Origin of the sequence: Tabrizicola sp. (assembly GCF_034366665.1) — a bacterium.
Lineage (GTDB): Bacteria > Pseudomonadota > Alphaproteobacteria > Rhodobacterales > Rhodobacteraceae > Tabrizicola.
Genome location: NZ_JAXMMF010000031.1, coordinates 1 through 12524 on the forward strand (window position 1 = coordinate 1; position 12524 = coordinate 12524).

Consider the following 12524-nt stretch of genomic DNA (forward strand, 5'->3'; position numbering starts at 1 on the left):
GAGATCATGTTCGGACGGCTGAAGGATTGGCGACGCGTCGCAACCCGCTACGACAGGTGCCCGAACGTCTTCCTCTCCGCCATAGCCCTCGCCGCAACCGTCATATTCTGGCTATGACCGGATAACGAGTCCTGACCCTAGGGCGAGAGTTTCTCAACATGTTGTGGTGCCTCCGGGTGAAGCCACGTCGCGTAGGCCGGCATTGGGATTTGAAGTAACAGTGGGATCGCAAATTTTACCCGCAACACCTCAAGTTAAGTTTGGTGAGGCCGCCACCCCGAAGATGATGATGTTCTGCGGACCTATCTGAAGGCGTACCGAACGGCAATCAGGCTGCAGTCGGAAAAGGAGGGCGACCAAATGGGCCGTTGGATCGGCCGCACAAAGGGCGGCAAACTGTACGCCGTCTCAGACGCTGAGAGGCGCCCGATCCACATCTTAACGACCACAGGCCGGGTTGGCGGCTACACGGGAACGGTTGCGCTTCTGAACAGCATCAAAATCATGTTTGGCTGGATGAAAGATTGGCGCAGGGTCGCCACCCGCTATGTCAGATGCCCAAAATATGCTCTCCGCCGTTGCACTCGCAGCAACTGTCAAGTTCTGGCTATAGATGCGAGAACGACTCCTGACCATAGGCAGGTGCCGGGGGATCAAGTGCCGGCCAGCTCCGCCAAACTGAGCTCTGGCCTTGCTGCAAGCTGAAAAAGCTCGTGTTCATTGTAAGCTACGCGCACTTTGATCGGTGAAAGAATGAGCTACTCCCCAACACTTGGACAGATTTCCGGCTGAGTTAAGCTACTGCCTGCACCTGCTGATCGATTTCGATGGTGTTGAAGTAGACCACGGCGGGCGGTTGACCGCCATGGGCAGTGTGTGGGCGATGGTGGTTGTAGAAGGTGATCCAGCGACTGACGCCAGCCTTGGCCTGAGAGCCGGTCTCCCAAGCGTGCAGATAGACGCACTCATACTTCAGGGACCGCCAGAGGCGTTCGATGAAGATGTTGTCGAGGCAGCGCCCTTTACCGTCCATCGAGATCCGGCTGCCGACCCGTTTCAGCCGGTCGGTCCAGGCGAATGATGTGAACTGCGACCCCTGATCGGTGTTCATGATCTCGGGCGGGCCGAAGCGGTGGACGGCTTCGTTCAGCGCCTCGACGCAGAAGTCGGCCTCCAGCGTGTTCGATATCCGCCAGGCCAACACCTTCCGGGTATACCAGTCCATTATGGCGACCAGATAGAGGAAGCCTCGTCGCATCGGCAGATAGGTGATGTCGGCGCACCAGACCTGGTTGGGCCGTTCGACCCGCAGGCCACCCAGCAGGTAGGGGTAGATCTTGTGCCCCTTCGCGGGCTTGCTGGTGTCGGGCTTCTGGTAAATCGGCATCAGGCGCATGAGCCGCATCAGCCGCCGGATGCGCTTCACATTCACGGCGTGGCCCTCGTTCTGCAGATGCCAGGTCATCTGCTGGACGCCGTAGAACGGGGTTTCCAGGAATTGCCGGTCGATCACCTGCATCAATGCCAGGTTCATCTCGGTCTCGCCCTGCGGCGCGTAGTAAAACGAAGATCGCGAGATCGACAGAAGGCGGCATTGCGCACCGACCGACAGCGCGGGGTGAGAGCGTTCGATCATCCCGCGCCTCACTTGCCGGTCCAGGGCTTGAGCTTTCGTGACAAAAAATCGTTGGCGACTGCCAGTTCCCCGATCTTCGCGTGCAAGGACCGGACCGTCTCCTCATCGACCTCGGCAGCCTGCGTTCTGCCGCCGCGCTCGAAGATGTCAGGCGCCCCCTCAAGCAGCGCTTTCTTCCACTGATGGATCATCGTCGGATGCACGCCGTATTCCGCGGCCAGCTCCGACACGGTGCGCTCGCCCTTCACGGCCTCCAGCGCCACGCGGGCCTTGAACCCAGCGTCATGGTTCCTGCGTTTCTTCATGTCCTGATCTCCTCGTTCTTGGAGACCAGCAGACGTCAGATCGTAGCTTCCGTCACTGTCCGATTTTCGGGGGGTAGCTCAGAAAGTCCAGAACTTGCTCCAGCATTCGAACGTAGCCGAACTGGGTACTGTCGCTGACCAGAATGGCGCTGATCGTCCCCCGATCAAACTTGGCCAGTAAATCGCGGAGACCTTCAACTCCAAACAGAACACCTTGAAACGTCGCATGAATTTCAGTCACTTCGCGTGCGTCTGTGACCATGAGGTACTTCGGGTTGAAGTTGGGATCCCTAGTATACTGAACGAAGGCTTCTTTTGCTGATGCGACAGTGACATCATCCCAAAACTTGAAGTAAGTGACGCTCTTGTGGGGCACAACACTGAACCGGTATGCCAACGACTATCCTTTCTGCCCAGATTGGATGTATTTCAATATTTGCATGTATTAGCAACTAGAGCATCCTGAGGGCAAGGCAAGAGAAACACTCTCTTGCTCCTAAGCGCGTATGGAAATGACCTTCCCTTCAGGCCCAGCAAGCCGACTGTGACGCCGCAGCCGTCTGAAGAAAGTCTCAGCCTCTGTCGGTCGGGAAAAAGAGTATCCCTGAACCATGTCACAGCCGTGGTTCGCGAGCCACTGCGCTTGTGCTCTGGTTTCGACACCTTCACCCACCGTTCGTAGTCCAAGTTCCCTCGCCAAGGCCAGGATTGCTCTCACTACGGTGTCAGAGGGATTTTCGAGCTTACCAAGTCTTGCGATGAAGCTCCGATCAACCTTGATCTCTTCCAAGGGGAGCTCTTGCAAACGGCTGAGCGAGGAGTGCCCAGTTCCGAAGTCATCGATGGAGAACTCATAGCCATCTCTTCGGATTGCAGCGATGCTTTCTCGAGTAGCCATCGCCAGACCAATCGGGTGGAAAGTTCCCACCTTCCGTTTCGAAGGTGCGAAAACGCTTCACGCGCATTCGAACCTTGTAGACGTTTGTTAAGCCAGTACTTTGAACACAACCTCCGCAATCAGGAGTGCGCCCTACACAGTCGGGACAACCTCAAGGCTCGTCGCACCGCAGCTCCTCGCCGAGTGGAGCGGTCTCTTCGCCGCCCGACCCCCGACTGGGTACGCAAACCGGCGACTGGTTCGCATAGGTCTGACAACACCGTCTCATAGCACCGGAAAGCGAAATCCTGAGCCAGATGAAAATCGGGCATCAAAGGAAGAAACCATCTTCCACCGGCGCCTGCGGTTCGGACGAACCGACACGGCACACAGCTTCGGATCGATCGGGGAAGATGGTGCGGAAGGCCTCCCGTTCGCGCTCCATCGTGAACATCGCATGAATCTCGGCCAGTGTGGCGTCGGCAATCGCAGCAGACGTGGGCGTTCCGTCGGGATGAGGGATACGTTGGGCAAGAGCTTCAAGCTGGTGGCGGTGAAGGTTGGCAGGTCCGAAGTCAAACGACAGCCCGGACAACCCTTCTTGCAACCTTGCGATGGCCAGTTGGGCGGGTTCCAGGTAGCCGACGACAGACCGGACCATCGGGACAATGGTGTCGATCAGCTGCTCGGGCACATGGATGGATTGCTGGACGAGCCGGCTCGTCCCCGAAGTGATCTCGTCGCCAAGCTTGCTGATGGCGGCAAGCACGGTCCGGATCGTGACAAACCGTTCTCCTACCTCTTCCGAAATGACCTGAAGCTGTTCGGCCACCACCTTGAGCGCGGCGCCCTCCTGACCCAGCCGCATGCATGACAGCACAGCATTGATCCCGATGAGATGGGTGCTGTCCTGCACCCCCTCACCCTTGGAAATAAGGCTTCGGAACGCATCGAATTCATCGGCCATGGTCTGGCCCAAAGCACGCGTAAGTTCCTGCATCGGATGCAGCGCCGCAATGGCGCGTGCCAATCTTGCGCTGCCGTCGATCAGCTTGCCCGCGTCCACAGTCTGCCCCGGGGCGCCGAAGAACCGGGAAAGATGACCCTCGACCAGGTCGGAAAGACCGATGGTCATTTGGCCCACGCTTGCCTGCAGCTGGTCCAGCATTGCCGAATGGGTCTGCGAAGCCGCCTGCAACAGCGCTGCGGCCAAAGCCGCCAATGCAGGATCGTCGGCCTCTGGGCGGGAAAGAATTGCAGCAATGTGATCCAGCTGTTGGCGCGTGCTGTCGCCGACCTGAAGTCCCGACACTGCCAGACTGGTCGCCTCGAAAAGAGACTGAAGCTTGCGAGACAACTCGGCACTTCGTCCGCTGACGGCCCGGACCCCTTGATCGAAGCCTGACAGATCCCGCATCAGGTCCTCGAACGCACTCAGGACCTCCGAGCGCATCGTGGCGTCGATCTGCCCAACCATCAGCTGAGTCTGGTCGACAGCCTTGAGGATGTTGTTCATCGTCTGTTCGAAACGCATGAGCAGTTCGGATATTTCCGCAACGACGCTCTGGCCGCTTTCCGCGAAGCTGCGCATGTTCATGTCCTGCATGCGCAGCGACGCCAGCGTCACACGGGCATTCAGAACGACACTGCGCATCGTCACGACCGAGCGACCCACGGCCTGCAAATCGTGTCCAAGAACGGTCAGCTCGGAAGCGAGCTTGCGAATGCCGGATTGGGTTTCGGCAAACTCTGAGGCAAGGGCGGCGAAGGTCTTCGCCTGATGCTCTGCTTCCGAGCGAAGCTGGTTCAAGAGATCGAACTGGGCCAGCGAGTCGATGGACAATGCGGCCGACTTGGCGTCGGCCAGCAGGTTCGCGACGTCGATCAGTTGGGATCCGGTTGCAAGAAACGCGGCTTCGGTACTGTCACGCAGAGCAACCACGCCGACAAGCAGGCTTTCCGGGTCGGCCGGGGCGGTTGCGCCGATCGCGCCCTCGGGTCCAAACGACATCTGATGGGATGCAATCGAGTTCATCGCAGGGACCTGACTGGAGACCGAAACGAGGCGCCGAAAGCTTCGATTTCCGAAGCGAAGCGCTGAAGGGGCACGACACTGTCCACTCCGCCGGCGGCGATGGCTTCTTTGGGCATCCCGAAGACGACGCTGGTGGCTTCGTCCTGAGCAAGGGTTCGCGCGCCCGCAGCATGCATTTCGACCATGCAGGCGGCACCGTCGTCGCCCATTCCGGTCAAGATGATCCCCAAGGCGTTCCGCCCGGCCGCCTGAGCGGTGGACCGGAAGAGCACGTCCACGGACGGACGGTGGCGACCGACATACGGGCCGTCCGTGATCCCGACGCGATACTGTGTGCCTTGGCGGCGCAGGAGCATGTGGTGATTGCCCGGTGCGATGAGGGCCAGGCCTTTGCGCGGCGCATCGCCATCGACGGCTTCTCGAACTTCGATCTGGCAGAGACTGTCCAGCCTTTGTGCGAAGGCCCGCGTGAAATGCTCCGGCATGTGCTGCACGATGACGATAGCTGGCGAGGTCTCGGGAAGGGCTGTCAGGATCGCCTGCAGCGCGTTGGTGCCGCCGGTCGACGCACCGATTGCAACGATGGGCTCGGTCTGGGGTGCCGAGCGGGGGGGGAGCGCGGGCAGGATCACGTCCGCCGTCAGCTTTTCCCCAAGTGACATGGCCGCGACCCGCTTTTTCTGCAGGGGCTGAGAGGACACTGCCGCACGCAATGCGTCGCCGATGCGGACGGCAGCCTCGGCCCGGGCGACGGGGGTATCGAGGCGAGGTTTGCTCAGCACTTCGGCCGCGCCAAGGTCCAGCGCCTTCATCGCGGATTTTGACCCGGATTCCGTGTGGCTGGAGCAGACCACCACCGGAAGCGGACGCTGCGCCATGATCCGCTTGAGAAAGGCCAGTCCGTCCATCTTGGGCAGTTCAAGGTCCAGCAGGATGACATCGGGCAGGCCGGAACGCATCAGATCGACGGCCTGGAACGGATCGCCCGCCAACCCGAACAGCGTTAGGCCGGGGTCGGATTTCACGATGGATGAAAGGGCAGCCCGAACGGCAGCACTGTCATCGACAATCAGAACGCTGAGGTGCTGCTGAGACATCTTACTGCTCCTTGCGATAGACAGCCGGCCCGACCTGGCGCAGGCTGGGATGGCGCACCACCATCCCTTCGGCATGGCCGACGATCAGGTGGCCGTGATGTGCAAGATGGCCGGAAAGCTGGTTGATCACGCGGGCCTGATCCGCCTCGGAAAAGTAGATCAGGACGTTGCGCAGGAAGATCACGTCAAGGTCTCGGTCGACCGGGTAGTGATTGTCCATCAGGTTCATCTTCTGAAAGTTCACCCGGCGCCGCAGGTCCGGGATCACCCGCCAGTTCCCCTTCTGCTGACCCTGGCCGCGCATCAGGAACCGTTCGCGAAAACCTGTCGGCACGGGCTGAACGATCATGTCGGAGTAGACCGCCCGCTTTGCTTCAACCAGGACCTTGCGATTGATGTCAGTCCCGAGGATCCGCCATTCAAACGCGCCGCGGCGGCTTTCGCGGTCGGCAAGCACCATCGCAGCGGTATAGGCCTCGGCGCCAGTCGAGGCCGCCGCACTCCAGACCTTGAACATGGACGAGCGCCCGGTAGCCTGGCGGCGCGACAGCCGGGCTGGAATGATCCGCTCGGTCAGGTGGATGAAATGCTCGGCTTCGCGGAAGAAATCCGTCTTGTTGGTGGTGACGGCATCGAAGATGCTGTCAAGTTCATTCGTCAGGCCGCCATTGTCGAAGAGGTGCCGGAAGTACTCGTCGACCGAGCGAAGGCCAAGTTCGGTGATGCGCCGGCGCAGGCGGCTTTCCACCATGACCTTCTTGGACGCGGGCAACTGCACACCGATGGAATCCTGCACCATCCGCGAGAACCGCTCGAAGCGCGGCGCGTCGTCAGTCATGCCTGAAACGCTGTGATGGCTCATGCGGCACGTACCTTTGCGCTGGTCGAAATGTCGCGGAACATGTGTTCAAGGTCGAGCACGGTCACAAAGCGCCCGTTCCGACGACCGATTCCGACGACCAGCCGGTCATCCCAGTTGAAGACGCCTTTGCCCTGAACCGGACCCAGGCTGCCTGGGTCCAGTTCGGCAACTTCGATGACCCGATCGGTCTTCAGCGCGATCACCGCGCGACTGTCACCCTTGACGACCGACAGCACGATGATCCGGGTGGCCGGACTGTCGGCGGCGGGCGTCTGCCCCAGAAGCCGCCGAAGATCGCCCACCGCAATGCTTTCGCCGCGCACGTCGATCAGGCCCAGAAGGTGCGGCGGCGCGTGCGGCAGGCGCGAGATCGGGCAGAGATCCAGAATTTCCTGTACCCGCGTCACCGGCACGGCGAAGAGTTCCTCGCCGCAGCCCAGAAGTACCATCTGTCCCTCCAGGGTCATGCGGCGCGCCCCTTTCTGGAGGCGGCGGTGCTGAACTCGGAGTCAAGATCGTCTTCGGTGGTCAGATCGAAGCTGAAGCCACCGCTCGCTTCCTTGATCGAAGGCTCGGACTTGATTGGCCCCGCCACATGAGCCGTCGCGACGGGTCTTGCGGCCTTTGGTGCAGCCTTCGGCGCGGAGGCTTCGGTGCGGGTGCGACGGGCCCGGCTTGCCTGTCTGCCCGAGTCGACTTTGAAGAAGGCGATGGCGGCCTGCAGCTGCTCGGCCTGGCTGGCAAGCTCTTCGGCGGTCGAGGACAGCTGCTCGGAGGCGGCCGTGTTTTCCTGTGTCACCGTATCAAGCTGCTGGATCGCCAGGTTGACTTGCGAGGCGCCGGTCGAGGTCTCCTGGCTGGCGCTGGAGATTTCCAGAACCAGGGAAGCGGTGCGCTCGATATCGGGAACCAGGCCCTGCAGCATGTCGCCGGCGGCATGGGCGGCGCGCACGGTGTTGGCCGACAGGGTCGAGATCTCTCCCGCCGCCGTCTGGCTGCGTTCGGCAAGTTTGCGGACCTCGGAGGCGACGACGGCAAAGCCGCGGCCATGTTCGCCGGCCCGCGCGGCCTCGACTGCGGCATTCAGTGCCAGAAGGTCGGTCTGGCGGGCGATTTCCTGCACCACCATGATCTTCTCGGCGATGGTCTGCATCGCTTCGACCGCTTTGGCGACCGCCACGCCGCTTTCGCGGGCATCCGCTGCCGACTTGCGGGCGATCTTCTCGGTATCAAGCGCATTCTGGGCCGACTGCTTGATGTTGGCCGCCATCTGTTCCATCGCCGAGGACGCTTCTTCGGTCGACGAAGCCTGTTCGGTCGCCCCCCGGCTGAGTTGTTCCGAGGTCGATGCCATCTGTTCGGCCCCCGAGGACACATTTCCGGTCGCCATCGCAACCTCGGCAACGACGGTGCGCAGGCGATCGACCATAAGGTTCAGGCCTTCGACGACCTGTCCGATCTCGTCGTTCGATCGCGCGTTGACGTGGACATTGAGATCGCCGTCGGCCACCGCATTGGTCATGTCCACCGCTGCAACCAGTGCCGCCTTGATACGGCGCGTGAAGATGATGGACGCGACGATCGAGAGGACGATGGCTGTACCGCTGGCCGCGATGATGGACCAGATCAGAAGCCAGCCAAGGGCGGTCGTTTCCTTGGTCAGCCGTTCCGCTTCAGCCAGCTGATAGTCGACCAGCCCGGCGAGTGCGACCTCCAGCGGCGCGGTTGCGGTGCCGAATTCGGTGGCGAGATAGGTCGCCAGCGTCGTGGGGTTGTTGGCCTCGATCAGTGCCTGGATGCGTGATTCCGCCGCTTGTGCGGCGGGAAGGGCCTCGTCGACAACGGCGATCTGCTTCTTTTCATCGTCCGTCAGGTAAGTTTCCAGATAGGCATCCCATTTCTCGGTGGCAAGTCCGAGGGAGGCCTCGATCTCGGCCTTGGCTTCCGGGACGGAGATCTTGCCAGCCGCGAAAATGTCGCCGGTCCTGCGCATATCATTGATGTAGGCGTCCGAGACATGCTTGATCTGGTCGATGGGAACCACGCGGTCGACGTAGACCGAGTTCATCCGGGCCAGAATCGTGTTGATGCCCATCTGGCCCGCGATGCTGATGGCCACCATCACCACGAAGGCCAGGGATTGCAGGAGCATCAGCTTGGTCGAGATGCTGCGGAAACGGGCGCTTTTCGGCTTGGCAGAGTCGGTCATTTCGAGAAGTCCTTTCGGTGGTCGCCCAAGGCGCTGAAGTCCTGAAAGATGCGGTGAAGGTCGGGAAGCAGCACGAAGTCGCCCCCCAGCTTGCAGATGCCGCGCACGTAGTCGGGCGGCCACAGTGTCCCCACTTCGGGAATGGGAGCGATCTGGTCGGGGTCAAGCGGGGTGACCGTGTCGACCTTGTCGGCCGAGATGGCGACCGTCATCGGTGTGTCGCCGACCGTCAGATCAAGTACGATGAAACGCGTATCGGGCGTCGCTTCTGCGGCCGACATGCAGAACGGGACGCGCAGGTCGGTCAAGGGCACGACCGATCCGCGCACGTTGATCAGCCCTTCGGAGAAGGCGTTGGCCGTGGGGACCCGCGTGACCTGGACAGGCTCCATGATCTCGCGCAGGAAGGCGGCCGGAATTGCAATGCGCTCGCCGCCCATCTGCAAGGTCACGACGTCGATCTGACGGCTGTTGCTCATGCCGCGCGCTCCTGCAAGGTCTTGTTTTTGCGCCCTTGTTCCTCAAGCGTCCGCCCAAGGCCGACCAGTTGCGCCACGTCCAGGATCAGCGCCACCGTGCCGTCACCAAGAATGGTGGCGCCTGAAAAGCTTTTCAGGCCGGTGTGCAGCGGCGAGAGCTGCTTTATCACCGTCTGATTGTTGGCGACGATCCGGTCCACGGCCAGCCCGACGCGCCCCGCGGCAGAGGATACGACCACCAGTTTCTGGAACTCGGGCAGCGGCGAGCCGACCGAGAACAAGGTGCGCAGCCGCAGAAACGGCACCAGATTGCCGCGGATGTTGACGAAGGACGATCCGCCACGAGGGGTTGCAAGATCCTCGGGCAACTCGACGCATTCTTCGACCGAGGCAAGCGGCACGGTGTAGTGTTCGCCTCCAACTTCGACCAGCAGCCCGTCGATGATCGCCAGGGTCAGGGGAAGGCGAAGACGAACGGTCGTGCCATGACCTGGTTCGGATGTCAGGTCGATGGTCCCCCGCAGGCCTGAGATCGTGCGCTTGACGACGTCCATGCCGACCCCGCGGCCGGAAAGCTCGGTCACTGTGGGGGCGGTTGAAAATCCCGGCTCGAAGATCAGTCGGAAAAGCTCGGCCTCGGGCAGATCGGAGGTGGCGGCGATCAGCCCCCTTTCGATGGCCCGGCTTCGGATCCGCGTGGCATCAAGGCCGCGACCGTCGTCCCGGATCGTGATCAGGACTTCGGCGCCGGAATACTCGGCTGTCAGTTCGATCGTGCCTGCGGCGGCCTTGCCGAAGGCGATGCGCTCTTCCGGCGGTTCAAGACCGTGGTCGGCGCAGTTGCGCAGAAGGTGGACCAAGGGGTCGGCAAGGAGTTCGAGAACTGTCTTGTCCAGTGCGGTCTCTTCGCCGCGCGTGACAAAGGTCATCGGCTTGCCAAGACTTGCCGAGAGATCCCGGATCAGGCGCTGGAACCGACCCAGGATCGAGGACAGCGGCATCATCCGGATCGACATGGTGGAATCGCGCAAGGCGGCGCTGAGGCGCTGGATGTCTTCCGCCACCGCAAGAAGATTGGAGTCCCGGCTGGCTTGAGCAAGCGATTGCAGACGTGCCTCGGCGATCACCAGTTCGCCGACGCGGTCCATCAGTTCATCCAACCGTTCGGTCGAAACACGCATCGTGTCGCCTGCACCGGCGGCGCGGGTCTGTCGGGGTGGTTCGGTGGAGGACGGCGCGGTCCCGGTCGATCCCGGGACCGGGGCAGAGATCGCGGCGGCAGATACCGGCATCAAACCCGACGGCAGCGACGTTTCGGTCTGCGGCTGGGCGGCCGCAACGGGCCCGGACTCAAGCGGCGACATCGTCAGCATCATCGAGTCGCGCGTGAAGAGGAAGGCAGAGTCGACATCGGACGGATCGACTGTGCCCGCAATCTCGACATCCCATCCAAGGAGGCATTCGGTCGGATCGAGTTGGTCCAGCGGCGGAACTTCATCGACGAGTGCGCGGACGCGGCAGGGTCCAAGGCTGCGCAGGTCATCAAGCAGAAGATCGGGGTCGTGGCCGTGCATCAGGGCATCGGAGGCCAGCCGAAACGTCACCCGCAACCCAAGGCCGGGCCGAACTTCGGTCTCACCCGATGAAGCCAGATCGGGGTCCTCTTCAGGATCGCTGTGACAGGTATCGGTTTCCAGCGCATCGTCCGCGCCCTCAAGGCAGACCCGCAGGCGGGACAGGATCGCGGCACTTTCCGGCGCCGCCGTCTGGGGCGCATCCAGAAGCCGCATGATCTGATCGCAGGCCTGCAGCGAAATCGCGATGAGACTGGCGGTCACCGCGGCCTCGCCCCGGCGCAGCTTGTCGAATGCGGTCTCGAATTCATGGACGAACATCGCAAGCTCGGTGAAACCGAACATGGCACCTGAACCCTTGACGGTGTGCAGATCGCGAAACAGCGCATTCAGAAGATCGCGGTCGTCCGGTGCCCGCTCCAGGGCGATAAGCCCGGCTTCGATGGATTGGACAAGTTCTCCCGCCTCCTGGCGGTAGATGCTGCTGCCGACGTCGTCTTCCACGCTCATGCCTTCACCAGCTTGCTGACGACGGAAAGCAGCTTGGCCTGATCAAAGGGCTTCACGATCCAGCCGGTCGCGCCGGCATCGCGGGCCTGCTGGACGATGTTCGAGCTGCTTTCCGTGGAAATGAAAACCACGGGAACCCCTGCCGAAACCGAGGACTGCCGGAACTTGCGGATGAAGCCGATTCCGTCCAGCCGTGGCATGTTCTGGTCGGTCAGGACGGCATCGGGACGGTGCGAAAGCGCTTTCTCCAGACCGTCCTCACCGTCGACTGCGAGCACGACCGTATAGCCCGCGCCTGACAGCGTCATCTGCACCATCATGCGCACCGAGGGGGAGTCGTCGATTGCCAGGATCGTCTTGGTCATCCGTCTGTCCTTTCCGAGGGAAGGGTCGCTGCGGCCGGCGCGAGTTCGGTCGACGCACCGCACATCGAGGGGTCAAGTCCGTGGTTGGAAAGAAGCTTCGACAGTGTGCCGTCGGGAGATGCCTCTACCGAAAAGGGTTTGCCCTGCGTGTCGGCAAAGCGCTTCGAGGCAACGAGAATCTGCAGGAGTGGGACGCCAGCCTGCCGCAGTCTGGAGGCATCGACCGACGGTGCTGGTACCGACGTGATATGGTGCAGAAGGTCTGCAGCGACCTTTTTCGCCGAGGTCAGATCCACGACCTCGGGCAATGAAAAGCTTTGGTAAGTCACTTGAAGCCCCACTCGGCAACGACACGGTGTGGAGAACAAAGCGGGAAAGCGTTAAAAACCTGTTTCTCGAAGTGGCTTCAGCCCAGGATGCGAAGGGTTTTAAGCATTACCCAGGCCAAGTCTGACCGATGTCCGCGACCGGCCTGCCAGGTGCTGTCCGAGGACCTTCGCGTGCGGCTCGACGCGGCGGTCTACCGCCTGGTGGCGAGGCTCTGCATCCGGTTCCCGCCTTTGCTGAATGTCTCA

General features: G+C 61.6%; 12 protein-coding genes and 2 pseudogenes. 2 read left to right on the forward strand and 12 right to left on the reverse strand.

All coding sequences use genetic code 11. From position 1 onward, the window contains the following. A pseudogene (locus U1E69_RS03870) lies at positions 1-117 on the forward strand (IS5/IS1182 family transposase); the annotation flags it as partial. Positions 118-300: 183 nt separating this feature from the next. After that, positions 301-613: pseudogene (locus U1E69_RS03875) on the forward strand (IS5/IS1182 family transposase); the annotation flags it as partial. A gap of 180 nt (positions 614-793) precedes the next feature. On the opposite strand, the gene U1E69_RS03880 reads toward U1E69_RS03875, so the two are convergent. The 12 genes from U1E69_RS03880 to U1E69_RS03930 all read right to left on the reverse strand — a co-directional run bounded on the left by U1E69_RS03880 (position 794) and on the right by U1E69_RS03930 (position 12245). Further along, a protein-coding gene (locus U1E69_RS03880) for an IS3 family transposase (RefSeq protein ID WP_416200253.1) occupies positions 794-1941 on the reverse strand; the annotation gives its coding sequence in 2 pieces (ribosomal slippage) (positions 794-1653 and positions 1653-1941; 1149 coding nt in all). Between the two features lie 52 nt (positions 1942-1993). Beyond that, positions 1994-2338, reverse strand: coding sequence for a hypothetical protein (locus U1E69_RS03885; protein WP_322243001.1), 345 nt, complete (start codon positions 2336-2338; stop codon positions 1994-1996). Between the two features lie 99 nt (positions 2339-2437). After that, a complete protein-coding gene (locus tag U1E69_RS22580) occupies positions 2438-2839 on the reverse strand; it encodes an EAL domain-containing protein (RefSeq protein WP_416200254.1) in 402 nt (133 codons plus the stop codon). Positions 2840-3149: 310 nt separating this feature from the next. After that, entirely contained in the window at positions 3150-4853 is a 1704-nt protein-coding gene (locus U1E69_RS03890; RefSeq protein ID WP_322243002.1) for a hypothetical protein, read from the reverse strand. Next, on the reverse strand, positions 4850-5950 hold the full coding sequence (locus tag U1E69_RS03895; RefSeq protein WP_322243004.1) for a chemotaxis response regulator protein-glutamate methylesterase: 1101 nt from the start codon (positions 5948-5950) through the stop codon (positions 4850-4852). The genes U1E69_RS03890 and U1E69_RS03895 overlap by 4 nt, the downstream gene beginning before the upstream one ends. A 1-nt stretch (position 5951) precedes the next feature. Beyond that, on the reverse strand, positions 5952-6812 hold the full coding sequence (locus U1E69_RS03900; RefSeq protein WP_322243005.1) for a CheR family methyltransferase: 861 nt from the start codon (positions 6810-6812) through the stop codon (positions 5952-5954). Then, complete coding sequence (locus U1E69_RS03905) at positions 6809-7279, reverse strand: chemotaxis protein CheW (protein WP_322243006.1); 471 nt, start codon at positions 7277-7279, stop codon at positions 6809-6811. The genes U1E69_RS03900 and U1E69_RS03905 overlap by 4 nt, the downstream gene beginning before the upstream one ends. After that, positions 7276-9021 carry a methyl-accepting chemotaxis protein gene (locus U1E69_RS03910; RefSeq protein WP_322243007.1) on the reverse strand — a complete coding sequence of 582 codons (1746 nt, stop codon included), beginning with the start codon at positions 9019-9021 and terminating at the stop codon, positions 7276-7278. Before U1E69_RS03910 ends, U1E69_RS03905 begins: the two co-directional genes overlap by 4 nt. After that, the gene (locus tag U1E69_RS03915) at positions 9018-9500 is read right to left on the reverse strand and encodes a chemotaxis protein CheW (RefSeq protein WP_322243008.1); all 483 of its coding nucleotides are present in this window, start codon (positions 9498-9500) and stop codon (positions 9018-9020) included. The genes U1E69_RS03910 and U1E69_RS03915 overlap by 4 nt, the downstream gene beginning before the upstream one ends. Continuing rightward, a complete protein-coding gene (locus U1E69_RS03920) occupies positions 9497-11584 on the reverse strand; it encodes a chemotaxis protein CheA (RefSeq protein WP_322243010.1) in 2088 nt (695 codons plus the stop codon). The genes U1E69_RS03915 and U1E69_RS03920 overlap by 4 nt, the downstream gene beginning before the upstream one ends. Beyond that, complete coding sequence (locus U1E69_RS03925; protein ID WP_322243011.1) at positions 11581-11949, reverse strand: response regulator; 369 nt, start codon at positions 11947-11949, stop codon at positions 11581-11583. Before U1E69_RS03925 ends, U1E69_RS03920 begins: the two co-directional genes overlap by 4 nt. Continuing rightward, a complete protein-coding gene (locus U1E69_RS03930) occupies positions 11946-12245 on the reverse strand; it encodes a hypothetical protein (RefSeq protein ID WP_416200255.1) in 300 nt (99 codons plus the stop codon). Before U1E69_RS03930 ends, U1E69_RS03925 begins: the two co-directional genes overlap by 4 nt. Between the last annotated feature and the right edge of the window lie 279 nt (positions 12246-12524).